This is a genomic window from Streptomyces sp. NBC_01296 (genome assembly GCF_035984415.1).
Taxonomy (GTDB): Bacteria; Actinomycetota; Actinomycetes; order Streptomycetales; family Streptomycetaceae; genus Streptomyces.
Genome location: NZ_CP130720.1, coordinates 4,043,194 through 4,060,772, shown reverse-complemented (window position 1 = coordinate 4,060,772; position 17,579 = coordinate 4,043,194). Strand labels below are relative to the sequence as shown.

Below are 17,579 nucleotides of genomic sequence, written 5' to 3'. Positions count from 1 at the left end.
AACGGGCCGCTACACGCCGCCGGCGCGGACCAGGCCCGTCTCGTACGCGAGGACCACGACCTGGACGCGGTCGCGCAGGCTCAGCTTGGTCAGGATGCGGCCCACGTGCGTCTTCACCGTGGCCTCGGAGAGGACCAGGCGGGCCGCGATCTCGCCGTTCGACAGGCCCTGGGCCACCAGCAGCATGACCTCGCGCTCGCGCTCCGTCAGCCGCTCGATCTCCTTGTTCTGCGGCTCCTGCGTGGTCGTCGGGAGCATCGGCGCGAAGCGGTCCAGCAGGCGCCGGGTCGTGGACGGGGCCACGACCGCGTCTCCGCTGTGGACCGAGCGGATCGCGGCCAGCAGCTCCGCCGGCGGCACGTCCTTCAGCATGAACCCGCTCGCGCCCGCCTTGAGACCCGAGAAGGCGTACTCGTCCAGGTCGAAGGTGGTCAGGATGATCACGTCGGGGTGCTCGTCGCGCTCGCAGATCCGGCGCGTGGCCTCGACCCCGTCGAGCTTCGGCATCCGGACGTCCATCAGCACCACGTCCACCTTCGTGGCCCGCAGCACCTCCAGCGCCTCCAGGCCGTCGCCGGCCTCGGCGACGACCTCCATGTCCGGCTGGGCGGCGAGCACCATCCGGAAGCCCGTGCGCAGCAGCACCTGGTCGTCGACCAGCATCACTCGGATGGACATCAGTTACCTCGACCTCGTCATCTCGTCTTGAGCGGGAGCAGTGCGCTGATCCGGAAGCCGCCACCGGGCCGCGGGCCCGCGTCCAGGGTGCCGCCGACCATGCCGATCCGCTCGCGCATGCCGATCAGCCCGTGCCCGGCGCCGTCGGCGCCGCCGTCCTCGTACAGCTCGTGGGCCGCGCCCCGGCCGTCGTCCTCGACCAGCAGGCCGAGCCCGTCGTCGAAGTAGACCAGCCGGACGCTCGCCTTGGCATCCGGGCCGCCGTGCTTGCGGGTGTTCGTCAGCGCCTCCTGCACGATCCGGTACGCGGTGAGCTCGACGCCGCTGGGCAGCCGGCGCGGTGCGCCCTCGACCTCGAAGTCCACCGTGAGCCCGGCCGCCCGTACCTGCTCGACCAGGACCTCGATCTGCTCCACGTCCGGCTGGGGCACGTAGTCCTCGGACTCCTGGGGCTCCCCGGTGCGCAGGACGCCGAGCAGGCGGCGCATCTCGGCCAGGGCCTGGCGGCCGGTGCCGGAGATCGTCTGCAGGGCCTCCTTGGCCTGATCCGGGGCCACGTCCATGACGTACGCGGCGCCGTCCGCCTGGACCACCATCACCGAGACGTTGTGCGCGACGACGTCGTGCAGCTCGCGGGCGATCCGGGCGCGCTCGGCGGCGACGGCCACCTTGGCCTGGGCCTCGCGCTCCTTCTCCAGCCGCTGGTTCCGCTCGACGAGCTGGGCGTAGTAGGCCCGGCGGGTGCGCAGGGAGTCGCCGAGCACCCAGGCGAGGACGAACGGGACGATGGCGAACAGGGTGAAGAAGACGTTGTCGGAGGTCTCACCCTTGTCCACGTGGAAGCGCAGGGCGTAGAGCGGGGCGGCGGTGAACCCGATGGCGAGCGCGGCACGGGACATCCGGCGCGAGATCTCGGCCGAGGCCGCGACCGTGTACAGGATGATCAGCATGGCGAAGTCGGCCATGTTGGTGTCGGTGTGGGTGACCAGCTTGTAGACGCCGGCGCCGACGGCCAGCCAGAACATCGGCAGGGTCCATCGGCGGCGCAGGGCCACGACGAGGCCCATCGCGATCACGGACGGGACGGCGATCAGCTTCGTGATGGCGCTGTTGCCGCCGTTGTCGGCGACCTCCAGCATCGCGATCCCGAACAGGAGGACAGCCCAGAAGCTGTCGACGCCCGTCGGGTGTCTGCGGAGGAAGTCGTAGAGGCGCTGCACGTAACCCAGAGTAGGCAAAGCGGATAGGTGCTGGAGTCAACCACAGGTGCGATCCGTGCACCGGAGGAGTACTCCCCAAGGTGGAGGCCGAGCTTAACCTTTCGGGGATGAGCACTCAGGGAGAAGTCGCGGATCTCGTTCCGGTTCCGGTTCCGGTCCGCTGGCGGACGGCGATGGAGGCCGCGCTGTACGGCCCGGACGGGTTCTACGTGCGGCCGGGCGGGCCGGGGCCGGCCGGGCACTTCCGCACCTCCGTGCACGCCTCGCCGCTGTACGCGGGGGCGGTGGCCCGGCTGCTGCAGCGGGTGGACGCCGAGCTCGGGCATCCGCAGGAGCTGGACCTGGTCGACGTCGGGGCCGGGCGGGGGGAGCTGCTGACCGGGGTGCTGGGCGCGCTCCCGGCGCAGCTCGCGGCGCGGGTGCGGCCGTACGCGGTGGAGCGGGCGGAGCGGCCGGGCGCGCTCGATCCGCGGATCCGGTGGGTGCCGGAGCCGCCGGAGGGGACGCGGGGCCTGCTGTTCGCGAACGAGTGGCTGGACAACGTACCGCTGGAGATCGCGGAGGACGGGCACTACGTGCTCGTTGCCCGGGACGGTACGGAGAGCCCCGGGCCGGCGGTGGACGGCGCGGACCTGGCGTGGCTGGAGCGGTGGTGGCCGGGGCCCGGTCGGGCGGAGATCGGGCGGGCGCGGGACGAGGCGTGGGCGGAAGCCGTGGCCACGGTCGACCGGGGGCTGGCGGTGGCGGTGGACTACGCGCACGTCCTGGAGGCCCGGCCCCCGTACGGCACCCTGACGGGTTTCCGCGCCGGGCGGGAGGTCCCGCCCGTGCCGGACGGCACCTGCGACGTGACGGCCCACGTGGCGCTGGACGCGTGCGCGGGGTCGGGGGCGGTGCTGGTTTCGCAGCGCGAGGCCCTGACCGCTCTCGGCGTCTCGGGGGCCCGGCCCCCGCTGGCCCTGGCCACCTCCGACCCGGCGGGGTACGTCCGCGCCCTCGCCTGCGCCGGGGAGGCGGCGGAGCTCACCGCGCGCGGCGGGCTCGGCGACTTCGGCTGGCTGGTCCAGCCGGTGGGCGTCGCCCCCTGGCCGGCCTGACCGGTTCCGCTGCCCGGAGCCCCGCCCCCTCCCGAAACCGGGGGCTCTGACCCGGCCCCGTACCCCCGGACGGAGCTTGGGGGTACGGGGCCGGGGGCGGAGGCCCGGAAGGCCTACTCGGTGGCGTCGTGGCCGTGGCCCGGGCGGAGGCCGCCGCCCGCGCTGCCGCCGGTGGTCGGCGTCGAGGCGACCGGCCTCGACAGCGGGGCCAGGTCGAACGCGTAGTGGCCGACCGCGTTCGCGATCACGTCCACGTTGATGTCCAGCGCCTTCTGGTCGATGTTCGTGATGTCGTCGCCCTTGCCGTGGTAGTTCACGTCGTACGCGACACCCGCCTGCCCGCCGAACTTCGCGGCCTGCGCCGCCGTCTTGATCCCTTCGGCGCCGGTGTCCGTACCGCCGGACGGGATGCCCGCCTCGATGAACGGGCCGTAGTCCGAGCGGCCCGTGAAGTCCGAGCCCTCGTGCGGGATCTTCTGCGCGTCGAGGAAGTCGGTGATGCCCTTCTCCAGCTGCGCCGAGCCCTCGGGCCCCGGGCCCGAGCCGACCTTGTCCGAGTCGTCGCCGTCGTAGACGAAGTACGCGGCGTTCGGCGAGGCGATCATGTCGAAGTTCAAGTACAGCTTGATCTGCTTCTTCTGCGCGTCCGTCAGACCGCCGACGTACGCCTCGGAGCCGAGCAGGCCGAACTCCTCCGCCGACCACCAGGCGAACTTGACCTTGTTCTTGATCTTGTTCTGGCTGCTCGCGAGGCGCTGCGCGACCTGGAGGATGCCGGCCGAGCCGGACCCGTTGTCGTTGATGCCGGGGCCCGCCGCGACCGAGTCGAGGTGCGAGCCGAGGAAGACGGTGTTGTTCTCGTCGCCGCCCCGGGTCTCCGCGATGACGTTGTACGTCTTGCGGTTCTCCCGGAACTCGCGGATGTCGAGGGTGACCTCGACCGGCCCGGCCGCGGCCTCGGCGGCGAGCCGCTCGCCCTCTGCCTGGGTGACGCCGCCGGTCGGGACCTTGCCCGCGTCCGGCGCGCCCAGGGTGCCGTTGAGGGCGCCCTCGGTGTTGTTGTAGATGATCGTGCCGACCGCGCCGGCCGCCGCCGCGTTGGCCTGCTTGGCCGCGAAGGTGCAGCCGCCGCGCTTGACCAGCGCGATCTTGCCCGTGAAGGCGCCCGCGGCGAAGTCGCCCGGCTCGCAGCCGTTCGTACCGTCCGCGTCCACCGGGGCGACGGCGATCTGCGCCTTGACCCCGGCCTCCGGGCCGCTCGCCGTGTACGTCATCAGCTTGATCGGGACGTCGCGCCCGCCCGCGCCGTCGACCTTCAGCGTCTCGGCGATCGTCTCGACGTACACGAACTCGAACTCGTTCTTGGAGACCTTGTAGCCGGCCGCCCGCATCACGGCCTCGACGTACTGGGCGGACTGCACGTGGCCCTTGGAACCGGCCACGCGGGTGCCCTTGTTGTAGTCGGCGATGGCCTGGAAGACCTTCAGGTGGTTGTTGGCGCCTTTGCCGGTCGAGTCCTTGACCAGCTTCCTGGCCAGTGCGTCGCCCCGTGCGGCGTCGCTCTGCGGGCTGCCGGTGGCACCGGCCGGCCCGGCGAGCACGAGCGGGGAGACGAGGGCCGCGGCGGCCAGGGCGGCGGTTGCTGCGGCTATACGGCGTGAGGGCATGAAGGTCCTTCCACGACAAGTACGAGCAGACAGACGGAAGCGGTGCGCGGTACATGGGGTGAGCGGTGGACGCACGGTATAGACCAGGTGGCCGACCTGGCCAGAGGTTTCGCCGTTTCCGGTTGGTGAATTCCGCATATCGGTGAATCTGCGCCGTTGAAATCCGGCCACCGTCCGCCCTGTTGTGCCGCGGGGGAGCCGTCAGCGCAGGATGCCCTCGATGAACTCCGAGCCGATCCGGGCCACCTTGCCCAGGTCCAACTGGTGCTGGACGTACCGGCCTTGGCGCCAGGTGTTCAGCAGGCCCGCCTTCTTCAGCGCCGACAGGTGCCGCGACACCTCCGGCGCCGTGATTCCGTGCACGGTCGCCAGCTCGCTCGTCGTGTACGGGGCCCGGGCCAGGCTCCGGCACAGCATCATCCGCATCGGATGGGCCAGCGCCTCCATCCGCCTCTGGAGCAGCTCCACCGAGCCCGGCTCGGGCAGTTCGGGGGAGCGGAGCGGATAGTGGACCACCGGCATCCAGCCGGGCGCGTGCAGCACCAGCAGGTGCGGCCAGCCGAAGTTGGTCGGCACGAAGACCAGGCCGGGGCCTATCTCCGGATCGGTCGCGGTCGCGGAGCCGTGGACCATCTTGTCGACGGTGATGGTGGTGGCGGCCTCGTCGACGCTCAGCGCCGTCGACACCTCGTTCAGCGTCGTCGCCAGCCCCTTGCGGCGCAGCACCTCGGTCTTGTGCCGGGCATCGGCGCTCTGCTGGGGCTCTATCCGCCGCCAGGTCTCCGCGAAGAACGCCTCGTCGCAGTCCTCCAGGAGCCGCCGCAGCCACACCCGTACGGACGCCGTGTCGTCCAGCAGCCGCAGCGAGAAGTCCAGCTGGCGCGGGCCGCGCGCGGCGGCCGTCTCCAGCGCCTTGGCGCGGGCCTGCGGGTTGTTCAGCGGGGAGGGCCCGCCGCCCTCGTTGTACAGCGCCAGCCAGCAGTGCTCCAGGGCGGCCATCACGAACCGCTCGTCGTCGATCCGGTCGAGTACGTCGAGCTCCTCGGCCAGGGTCGCGGCGGGCAGCCCGCTGCCGCCGGGGGTGCCCGCGAAGGCCATGAAGATGTCGGAGAAGGAGCTGCGCCACATGAAGTCGCCCTCCAGCAGCCGGTCCGCGAGACAGGGCTCGAGCGCGGCCGCGGTGGCGGTGGTCCAGGAGGTGAGGCCGGGGTGGTGGGCGGGCTGCGAGAGCGCGTGCAGCGCCATGCAGAGCTCGGAGAGCGGAGAGGGGGCGAAACGGATGCGCTCCGCGGGGAGCCCGGCGATGTCGATGGTGACGCTCATCGGGCCATTCTGACCCGTCGGAGGCCTGTGACCTGGACTGACACGGATCAATTGACGAGGAGCGTCAATCGTCGTGCGGGGTGGCGCAAGCAGGTCCAGTGTGGAGGGATGACAGCGATCGAGCAGTACCTCATCGACACCTGGCGGGCCTCCCAGCAGGGCGCCCCGATGCCCCCGCCGCCGGGCCGCGACGACATCGCCGTCCTGCGGGCGGCCCGGACGTACGCCCAGTTCCAGGCCGTCCTCGACGGCCGGGCGGCCCGCCACCCCTGGTGGGCCGCTCTGCGCCGGCTGACCCACGTCCCCGGGCGCACGTGAGGGGCCCGGTTTGCGGTCCCGGCCCGGTCAGCGGTCCCCGGGATGGAAGTCGATCTCGTACGCGATCTCGGAGCGGCGGTCGGCGACCACGATGTCGGCGGTCTCCACCGCCCGGCCGTCCGTCGCGTAGTACGTCCGCTCGATCTCGGTGATCAGGTCGCCGACGCTGATGCCGAGCAGATTGGCCTGCCGCTGGTTCGCCCGCGCCGGGCGGGGGACCTCCAGCGACGAGGCGACCAGCACGCCGATCGAGCGCATCCGCTCGATGACCCCGGCGCCCTTGAACGGGCCCGCCTCCGGCAGGACCACCGGAGTGCCGTCCGTGACCGCCATCGGCTCCCAGGACTCGCAGATCTCCACGGGCCGGCCCTCGGACAGGAACTCGTACGTGGTGAGCACGCACGGGTCGCCCGGCGGGACGGCGAGGCGCTCCGCGATCCGCTCCGGTGCCGGCGTACGGGCGGCGGAATGCGACTCCCAGGTCACGCCCGCGCCGCCGAGCCCGGCCAGCCGGCGCCGCCGGGAGCGGACTATGCGCAGCCGCTCGCGCGGCTCGCACCGGTACGTGCCCGAGCCGGCGCGGCCTTCCAGGAGCCCCTCGATGATCAGCAGCTCCAGCGCGCGCTGCGTGACGCTCTGCCCGACCGCGTACTCCTCGGCGAACCGGGACCGCGACGGCAGCTTGGCGCCGACGGGCCACTCCTCGGCCCGGATCCGCGCGCGCAGCGCGTCGGCCACCTTCAAGTACGCCGTGTCCCGGGCCATATGCGCCGTCCTGTGCCTGTCGACGAGTTGGGCCCAAGCTAATTCATCAGGTCCAACCCGAGTCTTCAGAACGGCGATGCGTGAAACGTCGCAGTACGCCGCCGCCCGCCCGGCGGGCGGCGGCGTCGCAGGGCCTCAGCCGAAGTTCGGCGCGTTGCGCTCGTAGACCAGGCGCAGCCCGATCAGCGTCAGCCACGGCTCGTGGTCGTCGATGACCGAGGACTCGCCGAGGACCATCGGCGCCAGGCCGCCCGTGGCGATCACGCGGACGTCGCTCGGGTCGCCGTGCGGGCCGGCCAGCTCCTTGGCCATCCGCGTGACCACCCCGTCGATCTGGCCCGCGAAGCCGTAGACCACGCCCGACTGCATCGCCTCGACCGTGGACTTGCCGATCACGTTGCGCGGCCGCGCCAGCTCGATCTTGCGGAGCTGGGCGCCCCGTACGCCGAGGGCCTCCATCGAGATCTCGATGCCCGGGGAGATCACCCCGCCCACGTACTCGCCCTTCGCGGACACCGCGTCGAAGGTGGTCGCCGTACCGAGGTCGACCACGATCGCCGGGCCCCCGTAGAGCTCGACCACCGCGACCGCGTTCACGATGCGGTCCGCGCCGACCTCCTTGGGGTTGTCCATGAGGATCGGCACGCCCGTCTTGGTGCCCGGCTCCACGATCACCGCGGGCACGTCGCCGTAGTAGCGGCGGGTCACCTCGCGGAGCTCGTGCAGGACCGACGGCACCGCCGAGCAGATCGAGATGCCGTGGATGCCGTCACCGAGCTCGCTGCCGAGCATCGGGTGCATGCCCATCAGCCCCTGCATGAGCACGGCCATCTCGTCGGCCGTGCGCTGCGGGTCGGTCGAGATGCGCCAGTGCTCGACGACCTCGTCACCGTCGAACAGGCCGAGCACGGTGTGAGTGTTGCCGACGTCGATGGTCAGCAGCATTACCGCTCCTCGCGCAGGTCCAGGCCGATGTCCAGGATCGGGGACGAGTGCGTGAGCCCGCCGACCGCGAGGTAGTCGACGCCCGTCTCCGCGTACGTACGGGCGTTGGCCATGGTCAGGCGGCCCGAGGACTCCAGCACCGCGCGGCCGTGGACCAGCGCGACGGCCTCCTCGGTCTCGATCGGCGTGAAGTTGTCGAGCAGGATCAGGTCCGCGCCCGCGTCCAGGGCCTCGCGCACCTGCTGGAGGGTGTCCACCTCGACCTCGATCGGCAGGTCGGGGAACTGCTCGCGGACGGCCTTGAAGGCCTCCGAGACACCGCCCGCCGCGATCACGTGGTTGTCCTTGACCAGCGCCGCGTCCGACAGCGACATCCGGTGGTTGACGCCGCCGCCGCAGCGCACCGCGTACTTCTCCAGGGAGCGAAGGCCCGGCGTGGTCTTGCGGGTGTCGCGGACCTTCGCCTTCGTGCCCTCCAGCTCGTCGGCCCAGGTGCGGGTCGCCGTCGCGATGCCCGACATCAGGCACAGCAGGTTCAGCGCGCTGCGCTCGCCGGTGAGCAGGTCCCGGGTGCGGGCCTTGACCGTCAGCAGCACCTGGCCGGGCTGCACGCGGTCGCCGTCCTCGACGTGCCGCTCGACCTCGAACTCGTCCTCGCAGACCACCGAGAGGACGGCCTCGGCGACGCGCAGGCCGGCGACCGTGCCCGCCTCGCGGGCGGTGAAGTCGGCGTGCGCGACGGCGTCCTCGGGGACGGTGGCCACCGTGGTCACGTCGACCCCGCCGTCCAGGTCCTCGGAGATCGCCATGTGGGCGATGTCCTCGACCTCGATCGGGTCCAGGCCGGCGTCGGCCAGCAGCTGGGCCAGCGCCGGGTCCAGGCCGCTCTCCTCGCCGTCGCCGCAGCCGCAGTCGTCGCCGCAGCCGCCCGCGGACTCGTCGAGGAGCGGCAGCTCCGCGTGCTCGTGCTCGTGGTCGTGCTGTTCGGGGGTGCTCACGATGACTGCTCCTGGCTCAAAGGGTGCTGTACGGACGGAAAGCCCGCGGAGTCGGTGGGGGTGACGACCAGCGCCCGCTTCTCGGCGGCGGACAGCCGGACGACGAGGTGGCGGCGCCAGGCGGCGTCGTCCCGGTCGGGGTGGTCCTCGCGCCAGTGGCAGCCGCGGGTCTCCTCGCGGCGCAGGGCGGCGGCGACCAGGACCCGGGCCACGCACAGCAGGTTAGTGGCCTCCCAGGTCTCGGTGCCGGGCACGGCGGTCTTGCCGTCGCTCTCCAGCGCCGTCAGGGCCGTCGCGTAGAGGTCCTCGAGGGCGGCGGCCGCCGTGCGCAGGGACTCGGCGGAGCGGAGCACGCCCGCGCCCTGCGTCATGATGCGCTGGACCTCGTACCGCGCCTCGGCGGGCTGCAGCGGGCCGGTCGCGGGGACCGGGATGCCCGGGCCGTTGCCGGCGGCCGCGCCCGCGACGATGTCGTCGGCGATCCGCTCGGCGAAGACCAGCCCCTCCAGCAGGGAGTTGGACGCGAGCCGGTTCGCGCCGTGCACGCCGGTGCACGCCACCTCGCCGCACGCGTACAGGCCGGGGACGGTGCTGCGGCCGTGCAGGTCGGTCCGTACGCCGCCGGAGGCGTAGTGCGCGGCGGGCGCGACCGGGATGGGCTCGGTCACCGGGTCGATGCCGTGGGAGCGGCAGGCGGCCAGGATGGTCGGGAAGCGCTGCTCCCACATCTGCGCGCCGAAGTGCCGGGCGTCCAGGTACATGTGCTGCGCGCCCTGCTCCTGCATGCGGCGCATGATGCCCTTGGCGACGATGTCGCGGGGGGCCAGCTCGGCCAGCTCGTGCTGCCCGACCATGAACCGGACGCCGTCGCCGTCGACCAGGTACGCGCCCTCGCCGCGGACGGCCTCCGACACCAGGGGCTGCTGCCCCTCGGCGTCCGGGCCCAGGAACAGCACGGTCGGGTGGAACTGGACGAACTCCAGGTCGGAGACCTCGGCCCCGGCCCGCAGCGCGAGCGCCACCCCGTCGCCGGTGGACACCGACGGGTTGGTGGTCGCCGAGAAGACCTGGCCCATGCCGCCGGTCGCCAGGATCACGGCGGGCGCGTGGACCGCGCCGACGCCGTCGTGCTGGCCCTCGCCCATGACGTGCAGGGTGACACCGGCCGTACGGCCCTGCGCGTCCTGCAGCAGGTCCAGTACCAGGGCGTTCTCGACGGTCTCGATGCCGGCCGCCTGGACGGCCTCGACGAGCGCCCGGGAGATCTCGGCGCCGGTGGCGTCGCCGCCCGCGTGCGCGATCCGCCGGCGGTGGTGGCCGCCCTCGCGGGTCAGCTCTATCTCACCGGTCTCGGCGGAGGTGTCGAAGACCGCGCCGGTGGCCATGAGGCGGCGCACGGCGTCCGGTCCCTCGGTGACGAGGAGCCGTACGGCGCCCTCGTCGCACAGCCCGGCACCCGCGACCAGCGTGTCGTCCAGGTGCTGCTCGGGGGTGTCGCCGTCGCCGAGCGCCGCGGCGATCCCGCCCTGTGCCCAGCGGGTGGAGCCGTCGTCGAGCCGGGCCTTGGTGACCACGACCGTACGGCGGCCCGCGGCGGCGCAGCGCAGTGCGGCGGTCAGGCCGGCGACGCCGGAGCCGACGACCACGACGTCGGCGTCGACGGCCCAGCCGGGGGCGGGGGCGTGCAGCCGTATGCCGGTACCGGCGGTGCCTGTGCCTGGGGTGCTCACGTGTGTGCTCCGAACTCCAATGGGATGTTGTCGATCAGCCGGGTCGTCCCCACCTTCGCGGCGACGGCCAGCACGGCCTGCCCGGTGAAGTCGGGGCCGACATCGGTGAAGTCCTGCGGATCCACCAGTGCCAGATAGTCCAGCAGCAGCGGCGGATCGTGCCGGCCCGCCTCCTCCAGGACGTGCCGGGCGGCGGCCCGTACGGCCTCCGGCAGGCCGGTGCCCGCGGAGGACGCGGCGGACACGGCGTGGGCGTCGGCAGAGGCCCGGATCTCGCCGAGCCGGGCCAGGGCGGTGGCCCGCTCGTCGCTGGCCGGGGAGGCCTCGGCGCGGGCGCGCAGCGCGGCCTGCGCGGCGAGCCGGTCCTGTCCGGCGAACAGGGCCCGGGACAGGGCCAGGGCGCTGCGGCGCTCCTGCGCGGAGAGGTACCGGTTGCGGGACGACAGCGCGAGCCCGTCCTCCTCGCGGACGGTCGGTACGCCGACCACCTCGACGGGGAAGTTCAGGTCGGTCACCATCCGCCGGATCAGGGCGAGTTGCTGCGCGTCCTTCTGGCCGAAGAGGGCCAGGTCGGGGCGGGTGAGGTGGAGCAGCTTGGCGACGACGGTGAGCATGCCGTCGAAGTGGCCGGGCCGGGTGGCCCCTTCGAGGCGCCCGCCCATCGGGCCGGCGCTGACCCGCACCTGGGGGTCGCCGCCGGGATAGACCTCGTCGGCTGCCGGGGCGAACACCGCGTCGGCGCCGGCCTCCCGGGCGATCTCCAGGTCGGCGTCGAGGGTGCGCGGGTAGCGGTCGAGATCCTCGTTCGCCCCGAACTGCAGCGGGTTCACGAAGACGGTGACCACGACCTGGCCCTGGGGCCCGGCCTGTTCGCGGGCCGCGCGGATCAAGGTGGCGTGGCCCTCGTGGAGGGCGCCCATGGTCATCACGACGGCGCGGGGCCCGTCGGCGCTGCGCGGGAGCTCGTGCAGCTCCTGCGCGGTGTCGATCAGCAGCAGCTCGGTCACTGGTCCCCACCCTCGGGATCGGCGAGCACGCCGAGCAGATCTTCGGCGAGTTCGGGCTTGAGCAGGCCGTGCGCGAGGGCCCGGTCGGCGGTGGTGCGGGCCATCGCCAGGTACCCGGCGACCGAGGCCGGGGCGTGCTTGCGCAGCTCCGAGACGTGCGCGGCGACGGTGCCGGCGTCGCCGCGGGCCACCGGGCCGGTCAGGGCGGCGTCACCCGAGCGCAAGGCGTTGTCGAGGGCCGCGCCGAGGAGCGGGCCGAGCATCCGGTCGGGGTGCTCGACCCCGGCCTTGTGCAGCAGCTCCATGGCCTGGGCGACCAGGGTGACCAGGTGGTTCGCGCCGAGGGCGAGGGCCGCGTGGTAGAGCGGACGGTTCTCCTCCGCGATCCACTCGGGCTCCCCGCCCATCTCGATCACCAGGGCTTCGGCAGCGAGCCGCAGCTCCTCGGGGGCCGTGACGCCGAACGAGCAGCCGGCGAGCCGCTGGACGTCGACCTCGGTGCCCGTGAAGGTCATCGCGGGGTGCAGGGCCAGCGGGAGCGCGCCCGCGCGGCGGGCCGGGTCCAGCACGGCGGTCCCGTACCGCCCGGAGGTGTGCACGAGGAGCTGGCCGGGCCGGATGGCGCCGGTCTCGGCGAGCCCCTCGACGAGCGACGGCAGCGCGTCGTCGGGCACGGTCAGCAGCACCAGGTCGGCCAGCTCCAGCACCTGCGCGGGCGGTACGAGCGGCACGTCGGGCAGCATCCGCTCGGCGCGGCGGCGGGAGGCGTCGGAGACGCCGGACACGGCGACCGGCCGGTGCCCGGCCTGCTGGAGCGCGCGGGCCAGCGCGGGGCCGACCCGGCCGGCGCCGACGACGCCGACGGTGAGCCGGGCGGGGCGCGGTTGCTGGGATGAGTTCACGCGGGGAGGGCCTTCCGTTCCAGTCCGCGGGGGGTACCGGACGATACGCCGCCATGCTAGCCCCTGGGCGTGTTGGCCGGTCGGCGATGATCGGGGGCATGACTGGTGAAGACGATCTGACGGAGCGGCTGGTGGCGGCGGGACGCGGGGCCGAGCGGATGCTCTCCCGCAGCCTGCGCGAGGCGACGGTCGGTGAGCTGCTGTCCGGTCTGGCGGCGCCGGATCCCGACGAGCCGGCCGACCTGTACGGGGACGGCGCGGTGACCCGGCTCGAGCACCGGGTCGCGGAGCTGCTGGGCACCGAGGACGCGGCGTTCTTCCCGTCGGGGACGATGGCCCAGCAGATCGCGCTGCGCTGCTGGGCGGGGCGGACCGGGAACCCGGTGGTGGCGCTGCACCCGATGAGCCATCCGGAGCTGTGGGAGGGCGGTGCGCTGTCGCTGGTCTCCGGCCTGCGGACGGTGCACCCGACGAAGGACCCGCGCCAGCCCACGGCCGAGGAGGTCGCGGACCTGCCCGAGCCCTTCGGCACGCTGATGCTGGAGCTCCCGCTGCGCGACGCGGGCTTCCTGCTCCCCACCTGGGAGGAGCTGGAGGCGCTGGTCGGGGCGGCCCGCGAACGGGACGCGGTGGTGCACTTCGACGGGGCCCGGCTGTGGGAGTCGACGGTGCACTTCGGGCGGCCGCTGCCGGAGATCGCGGGGCTCGCGGATTCGGTGTACGTGTCCTTCTACAAGTCCCTGGGCGGCCTGAGCGGCGCGGCCCTGGCGGGCTCCTCCTCGCTGATCTCGGAGGCGAAGGTCTGGCGCCACCGGTACGGGGGCCAGATCTTCCGCCAGTTCCCGCAGGCGCTGTCGGCGCTGGCCGGCCTGGACCGGGAGCTCCCGCGCCTCCCGTCGTACGTGGCCCAGGCGCGCGTGGTGGCGGCGGCGCTGGGGTCCGCGCTGGAGTCGGCCGGGGTCCCCTGGTTCCGGATCAACCCGCAGACCCCGCACACGCACCAGTTCCAGGTGTGGCTGCCGTACGAGGCGGACCGCCTGACGGAGGCGGGGATCCGCCTGGCGGAGGAGACGGGCACGGTCCTCTTCCGCAGGTGGTCGGCGACGGTGGTCCCGGGCGTCTCGGCGACGGAGCTGGAGATCACCTCCCCGGGCCTCACCTGGACCCCGGAGGACGTGGCCGCGGCGGTCGAGGCCTTCACGGCCCGCCTCCGCCCGTAGGGGGTGGGAGAGGGGACCCGGGGTTGGTGAATGCAACGAGGATGTACCGAATTCCGCCGAAGTCGTCGGCGCCGGGCCTCCTCGGCGTTACCGTCCCTCCACGGGAAGCAAGGAGCCGTCCCCCGGAGGAGAGAAACCATGACCGCTCACCCCGCCTGGCAGAAGTCCACGTACTGCGGCGAAGGAGACGCCTGCGTCTACGTCTCCGCGGCCCCCGGCCACCTCGTCCGCGTGGCCGACCGGGCCGACCCGGCGCATCTGATTCTGGCCACGACCCAGTCCGCCTGGGCGGACTTCCTTGACGCCGTCAAAGCGGACGGGTAAACGTCGGCGCGCCCGGAATCACGCCGCTCAGGGGATTTTGTCCGATTAGCGCGTATCTTCGGCCCATGCCCACGCCCTACGGATCCCGCGGCGGCATGGCGTTCAGCGCCGCCGAGCTGCACGTGCTCAGGCGAACGCTCGCCCACGCCCTCCAGTCCTCCACGGCCCCCCTGACGACCTCCGAGGTCCAGGACTGCCTGCGCCTCGCGCAGTCGGTGGACGACGCGGTCCAGGAGGCGGGGCGGCTCAGAGAGTTCCTCCTCGCCGACCTCGTCCGCTACCGCGGCGCCCTGCCCGGCAGCCTCTCCGGATACCTGGAGCTGCTCCAGGACGCCCTGGCCGCGGGGTACGAGCCCGCGCCCGACGACCTCGCGGCCCTGCGCGCCCTGCGGGCCAACCCGGTCGCGGCGGCGCTGCTGGAACGCTGCCAGGGCATCGCCGAACGCTCCGTACGGCGGCGGCTCTCGATCACGCCGGCGCCCCGGACCCGGCTGCTCGCCCTGGCCGGCGGCAAGGACGCCGCGGGCGCCTGCGCGGCCAAGGACGGCAAGGACGGCAAGGAGGAGCCCGCCCGGCCCGCCCCGGCCCCCAAGGAGCCGCCGCGCCCCGAACGTCCCTCCGAGCGGCCCATCCCGACCCCCGGCGAGGTGTTCCCGCCGCGCCGCAAGCCCACCCCGCCCCCGTCGGCCGGGCTCGCGGCCGGGTAGCTACGCTGGGGGCATGGACTACGTTTCCGCGCTCGTGCCCCCCGTAGTGATGGCCGGCTTCTTCATCGCGCTCGTCGTGACGATCGTGAAGAGCCAGGGCGGCGCCAACAAGGCCAAGGAAGACGCGGCGGTCGACGCCGTGATCGCCCGCGCCGAGGCCGCCCGGCAGTCCCAGCCCGGGAAGTAGCACCACGGCCGGCCAGGGCATCGAGGCGCCAAGGCGCCGAGGCAGCGGACCGGCAGGGCGTACGGCTTCGAGAGCCGTACGCCCGATTTTGTTGAGCGTTGCGTTCCGAATAGCCGGGCAATTCCGCACATTCCGCACTATCGTGCTGTTGTGCCTCGCCCCCTGGGAGAACTCGAAGACGCGGTCATGACGCGGGTGTGGCAGTGGAACCGCCCGGTCACTGTTCGTGAAGTCCTGGAAGACCTCCAGCAGGAACGGTCCATCGCGTACACCACCGTCATGACGGTTATGGACAATCTCCATCAGAAGGGCTGGGTCCGCCGGGAAGCCGAAGGCCGCGCCTATCGATATACCGCGGTCTCCACCCGCGCCGCCTACTCGGCCGCACTGATGAACGAAGCCTGGTCGACGAGCGACAACCCCGCGGCCGCCCTCGTCGCCTTCTTCGGCATGATGTCCGCGGAACAGCGCGACGCCCTCCGGGACGCCTTCCGCATCGTCGGGTACGACGACGGGTCGGCCGTCGAACCCGCTGCGGAGCCGGCAGCGGGGGCGACCGCCGGATCTGCGGCGCAGCCCCCCGCCGGAGCCCCTGCCGCGGCGCCCCCCGAAGTCCTCCCCGCCGAAGGGGACTCCGCCGGGCGCGGGACCGAGTCGGGGCGATAGCGTCCGGGCATGGGTGAGTTTTCCGCTGCACAGGCAAAAACAGTGACGATCCGCCGTGCCCGCACCGGCGATGTTCCCGCGCTGCGGCGCCTGCTCGACCAGTACGTGCAGCAGCGGATCCTCCTCGACAAAGCCCCGGTCGTCCTTTACGAGGACATCCAGGAGTTCTGGGTCGCGGAACACGACTCCGACGGCCAGGTGGTGGGCTGCGGCGCTCTCCACGTCATGTGGGAAGACCTCGCCGAAGTACGCACTCTCGCCGTCGACCGCGAGTTGAAGGGGGCCGGAGTCGGCCATCAGCTGCTCGGGCAGTTGTTGGACACCGCCCGCGCGCTGGGTGTCCGGAAGGTTTTCTGCCTGACCTTCGAAGTGGACTTCTTCGCGAAGCACGGCTTCGTCGAGATCGGCGAGACCCCGGTCGAGACCGATGTCTACATGGAGCTCCTGCGTTCCTATGACGAGGGCGTCGCCGAGTTCCTCGGTCTCGAACGAGTGAAGCCGAACACCTTGGGCAACAGCCGGATGCTTCTGCACCTCTGAACGATCACGGCGGCTTTTCCCGTGCTCCGCGCACCTGTGGCCTATGTCCGAATCGCGCACGTTTCCCGCCGCGTTGCGGTCTCGAACCTCTCCCCGGGGGTTTGTGTTTTCCAGGGAAAAGCGGTTTCCTTTCCGCGTACTGCTTTTCGATGAAAGGAAATCCCGGTGGCACAGAAGGTTCAGGTCCTTCTTGTCGACGACCTCGACGGTGGCGAGGCGGACGAGACCGTGACGTTCGCTCTGGATGGCAAGACCTACGAGATCGACCTCACCACCGCCAACGCGGAGAAGCTGCGCTCCGCGCTCGCCGACTACGTCAAGGGCGCCCGCCGCACCGGTGGCCGCGCTTCCGGCGGCCGCGCCAAGACGCGGACGGCCGCGACGTCCGGCAACCCGGACACCGCCGAGATCCGCGCGTGGGCCAAGGCCCAGGGCATGAGCGTCAACGACCGCGGGCGCGTCCCGCAGGAGATCCGCGAGGCCTACGAGAACCGGGCCTGACCCGTCAGGGTCTGACCCGGCCGGCCCGCGCAGGGTCAGGCCGCGGCGCTCCTCGGGGGCGTACGCCGCCACAGGCGCGCCCGGTGGCATTCCGTCGCCGCCGCGGCGACCAGGCGTACGAGATCGGGCCCGGCACCACCGTGCCGGGGACCGGCACCCTGCCCGGGGCCGGGCAGGGACGGCAGCAATGCCTCACACCCCTGCTCGGGGGGTCGCAGCCACACGGCGGCCCCCCGGGGACTTCCCTCCGGGCGTCCCGGCGGAACCGGGGCCGTGATCCGGCCGCCGGCACCCAGGGCGGTGAGATCGAGGGCGACCCCGCCCCACTCCAGCCAGTCGAGCAGACCCTCCAGCTCGTCCGCGCTCCCCGCGGCCACCAGGAACCGCATCCTGCGCCCCGTGAGCGCCACCGGGCCCGTGGCGACCGGCCTGCGCAGCAGCTCCGTCCCCGCATCGGCCGGCAGCTCCAGTACGTCGAACCGGGCCCCGGTGACCAGCTGGGCGGGCGGCCCGCCCACCACGGCCCAGCCGAGCACCTCCTCGTACCAGGACGCGTACGCGCCCCAGGGCGAATCCGCGGGTGAATGCTCGGGCGCGACGCGGGGCAGCGGAACGGTGACGGCCATGCCCGGAGCAACTCCGATGGCGCCGTGGAGTTACGCTGCGCGCCGGTCTCAATGCGGAACGTAAACATCCGACGGGGTGGAGTCCCACATTCGGGACGCAATCGTGTTCGCCCGTAGCGGAGGGAACCGGTGCCACCGGCATGGAGTGTCGGTCCTTA

At 72.7% G+C, this 17,579-nt stretch carries 20 protein-coding genes; 9 read left to right on the top strand and 11 right to left on the bottom strand.

Translation table 11 applies throughout. The features are described 5' to 3' along the window. Nucleotides 1-9 precede the first annotated feature (9 nt). The gene (locus tag OG299_RS18215) at nucleotides 10-678 is read right to left on the bottom strand and encodes a response regulator transcription factor (RefSeq protein ID WP_266626867.1); all 669 of its coding nucleotides are present in this window, start codon (nucleotides 676-678) and stop codon (nucleotides 10-12) included. 17 nt (nucleotides 679-695) lie between these two features. Continuing rightward, complete coding sequence (locus tag OG299_RS18210) at nucleotides 696-1,898, bottom strand: sensor histidine kinase (RefSeq protein ID WP_266626865.1); 1,203 nt, start codon at nucleotides 1,896-1,898, stop codon at nucleotides 696-698. Nucleotides 1,899-2,005: 107 nt separating this feature from the next. On the opposite strand from OG299_RS18210, the gene OG299_RS18205 reads away from it, so the two are divergent. Next, nucleotides 2,006-2,995, top strand: a complete 990-nt coding sequence (locus OG299_RS18205) for an SAM-dependent methyltransferase (RefSeq protein WP_266626863.1) — start codon at nucleotides 2,006-2,008, stop codon at nucleotides 2,993-2,995. Nucleotides 2,996-3,108: 113 nt separating this feature from the next. On the opposite strand, the gene OG299_RS18200 is transcribed toward OG299_RS18205, so the two are convergent. Together OG299_RS18200 and OG299_RS18195 are read right to left on the bottom strand one after the other, a co-directional pair. Next, nucleotides 3,109-4,662, bottom strand: a complete 1,554-nt coding sequence (locus OG299_RS18200; protein WP_266626861.1) for a M28 family metallopeptidase — start codon at nucleotides 4,660-4,662, stop codon at nucleotides 3,109-3,111. A gap of 201 nt (nucleotides 4,663-4,863) precedes the next feature. Further along, nucleotides 4,864-5,985, bottom strand: a complete 1,122-nt coding sequence (locus OG299_RS18195) for a DUF5937 family protein (RefSeq protein WP_266626859.1) — start codon at nucleotides 5,983-5,985, stop codon at nucleotides 4,864-4,866. Nucleotides 5,986-6,093: 108 nt separating this feature from the next. Between OG299_RS18195 and OG299_RS18190 the strand changes: the two genes are divergently transcribed. After that, complete coding sequence (locus OG299_RS18190) at nucleotides 6,094-6,303, top strand: hypothetical protein (protein WP_266626857.1); 210 nt, start codon at nucleotides 6,094-6,096, stop codon at nucleotides 6,301-6,303. A gap of 27 nt (nucleotides 6,304-6,330) precedes the next feature. Here OG299_RS18190 and OG299_RS18185 read toward each other — a convergent pair whose 3' ends face one another. The 6 genes from OG299_RS18185 to OG299_RS18160 all read right to left on the bottom strand — a co-directional run bounded on the left by OG299_RS18185 (nucleotide 6,331) and on the right by OG299_RS18160 (nucleotide 12,650). Then, nucleotides 6,331-7,068, bottom strand: coding sequence for a GntR family transcriptional regulator (locus OG299_RS18185; protein ID WP_053787265.1), 738 nt, complete (start codon nucleotides 7,066-7,068; stop codon nucleotides 6,331-6,333). Nucleotides 7,069-7,203: 135 nt separating this feature from the next. Beyond that, on the bottom strand, nucleotides 7,204-8,013 hold the full coding sequence (locus tag OG299_RS18180) for a type III pantothenate kinase (protein ID WP_327362012.1): 810 nt from the start codon (nucleotides 8,011-8,013) through the stop codon (nucleotides 7,204-7,206). After that, nucleotides 8,013-9,011 carry a carboxylating nicotinate-nucleotide diphosphorylase gene (nadC, locus tag OG299_RS18175; RefSeq protein WP_389412918.1) on the bottom strand — a complete coding sequence of 333 codons (999 nt, stop codon included), beginning with the start codon at nucleotides 9,009-9,011 and terminating at the stop codon, nucleotides 8,013-8,015. Before nadC ends, OG299_RS18180 begins: the two co-directional genes overlap by 1 nt. Then, on the bottom strand, nucleotides 9,008-10,741 hold the full coding sequence (locus OG299_RS18170; RefSeq protein ID WP_327362011.1) for an L-aspartate oxidase: 1,734 nt from the start codon (nucleotides 10,739-10,741) through the stop codon (nucleotides 9,008-9,010). Before OG299_RS18170 ends, nadC begins: the two co-directional genes overlap by 4 nt. Then, nucleotides 10,738-11,748: a pantoate--beta-alanine ligase gene (gene panC / locus OG299_RS18165; RefSeq protein ID WP_266626849.1), complete on the bottom strand. Its 1,011-nt coding sequence runs from the start codon at nucleotides 11,746-11,748 to the stop codon at nucleotides 10,738-10,740. The genes OG299_RS18170 and panC overlap by 4 nt, the downstream gene beginning before the upstream one ends. Further along, a complete protein-coding gene (locus tag OG299_RS18160) occupies nucleotides 11,745-12,650 on the bottom strand; it encodes a Rossmann-like and DUF2520 domain-containing protein (protein WP_266626847.1) in 906 nt (301 codons plus the stop codon). The genes panC and OG299_RS18160 overlap by 4 nt, the downstream gene beginning before the upstream one ends. A gap of 98 nt (nucleotides 12,651-12,748) precedes the next feature. Here OG299_RS18160 and OG299_RS18155 point away from each other — a divergent pair, with 98 nt between their 5' ends. The 7 genes from OG299_RS18155 to OG299_RS18125 all read left to right on the top strand — a co-directional run bounded on the left by OG299_RS18155 (nucleotide 12,749) and on the right by OG299_RS18125 (nucleotide 16,795). Next, entirely contained in the window at nucleotides 12,749-13,870 is a 1,122-nt protein-coding gene (locus OG299_RS18155; protein WP_327362009.1) for a threonine aldolase family protein, read from the top strand. A gap of 138 nt (nucleotides 13,871-14,008) precedes the next feature. Then, nucleotides 14,009-14,194 carry a DUF397 domain-containing protein gene (locus tag OG299_RS18150; RefSeq protein ID WP_266626844.1) on the top strand — a complete coding sequence of 62 codons (186 nt, stop codon included), beginning with the start codon at nucleotides 14,009-14,011 and terminating at the stop codon, nucleotides 14,192-14,194. Nucleotides 14,195-14,289: 95 nt separating this feature from the next. Further along, nucleotides 14,290-14,901 carry a hypothetical protein gene (locus OG299_RS18145; protein WP_327364544.1) on the top strand — a complete coding sequence of 204 codons (612 nt, stop codon included), beginning with the start codon at nucleotides 14,290-14,292 and terminating at the stop codon, nucleotides 14,899-14,901. 13 nt (nucleotides 14,902-14,914) lie between these two features. Continuing rightward, entirely contained in the window at nucleotides 14,915-15,088 is a 174-nt protein-coding gene (locus OG299_RS18140; protein WP_030300685.1) for a hypothetical protein, read from the top strand. A 150-nt stretch (nucleotides 15,089-15,238) separates the two neighbouring features. Next, the gene (locus OG299_RS18135; RefSeq protein WP_327362008.1) at nucleotides 15,239-15,754 is read left to right on the top strand and encodes a BlaI/MecI/CopY family transcriptional regulator; all 516 of its coding nucleotides are present in this window, start codon (nucleotides 15,239-15,241) and stop codon (nucleotides 15,752-15,754) included. A 9-nt stretch (nucleotides 15,755-15,763) separates the two neighbouring features. Next, nucleotides 15,764-16,294 carry an amino-acid N-acetyltransferase gene (locus tag OG299_RS18130; protein WP_266626840.1) on the top strand — a complete coding sequence of 177 codons (531 nt, stop codon included), beginning with the start codon at nucleotides 15,764-15,766 and terminating at the stop codon, nucleotides 16,292-16,294. Between the two features lie 165 nt (nucleotides 16,295-16,459). After that, nucleotides 16,460-16,795 carry a histone-like nucleoid-structuring protein Lsr2 gene (locus OG299_RS18125; RefSeq protein ID WP_266626838.1) on the top strand — a complete coding sequence of 112 codons (336 nt, stop codon included), beginning with the start codon at nucleotides 16,460-16,462 and terminating at the stop codon, nucleotides 16,793-16,795. Nucleotides 16,796-16,830: 35 nt separating this feature from the next. Here OG299_RS18125 and OG299_RS18120 read toward each other — a convergent pair whose 3' ends face one another. Next, a complete protein-coding gene (locus tag OG299_RS18120) occupies nucleotides 16,831-17,421 on the bottom strand; it encodes an SCO3374 family protein (RefSeq protein ID WP_266626836.1) in 591 nt (196 codons plus the stop codon). Between the last annotated feature and the right edge of the window lie 158 nt (nucleotides 17,422-17,579).

Bases quoted from the DNA above. Each gene is read 5' to 3' on its own strand.
- OG299_RS18215 (WP_266626867.1), bottom strand. From the start codon at position 678: ATGTCCATCCGAGTGATGCTGGTCGACGACCAGGTGCTGCTGCGCACG.
- OG299_RS18205 (WP_266626863.1), top strand. From the start codon at position 2,006: ATGAGCACTCAGGGAGAAGTCGCGGATCTCGTTCCGGTTCCGGTTCCG.
- OG299_RS18200 (WP_266626861.1), bottom strand. From the start codon at position 4,662: ATGCCCTCACGCCGTATAGCCGCAGCAACCGCCGCCCTGGCCGCCGCG.
- OG299_RS18195 (WP_266626859.1), bottom strand. From the start codon at position 5,985: ATGAGCGTCACCATCGACATCGCCGGGCTCCCCGCGGAGCGCATCCGT.
- OG299_RS18190 (WP_266626857.1), top strand. From the start codon at position 6,094: ATGACAGCGATCGAGCAGTACCTCATCGACACCTGGCGGGCCTCCCAG.
- OG299_RS18185 (WP_053787265.1), bottom strand. From the start codon at position 7,068: ATGGCCCGGGACACGGCGTACTTGAAGGTGGCCGACGCGCTGCGCGCG.
- OG299_RS18180 (WP_327362012.1), bottom strand. From the start codon at position 8,013: ATGCTGCTGACCATCGACGTCGGCAACACTCACACCGTGCTCGGCCTG.
- OG299_RS18155 (WP_327362009.1), top strand. From the start codon at position 12,749: ATGACTGGTGAAGACGATCTGACGGAGCGGCTGGTGGCGGCGGGACGC.
- OG299_RS18150 (WP_266626844.1), top strand. From the start codon at position 14,009: ATGACCGCTCACCCCGCCTGGCAGAAGTCCACGTACTGCGGCGAAGGA.
- OG299_RS18145 (WP_327364544.1), top strand. From the start codon at position 14,290: ATGGCGTTCAGCGCCGCCGAGCTGCACGTGCTCAGGCGAACGCTCGCC.
- OG299_RS18140 (WP_030300685.1), top strand. From the start codon at position 14,915: ATGGACTACGTTTCCGCGCTCGTGCCCCCCGTAGTGATGGCCGGCTTC.
- OG299_RS18130 (WP_266626840.1), top strand. From the start codon at position 15,764: ATGGGTGAGTTTTCCGCTGCACAGGCAAAAACAGTGACGATCCGCCGT.
- OG299_RS18120 (WP_266626836.1), bottom strand. From the start codon at position 17,421: ATGGCCGTCACCGTTCCGCTGCCCCGCGTCGCGCCCGAGCATTCACCC.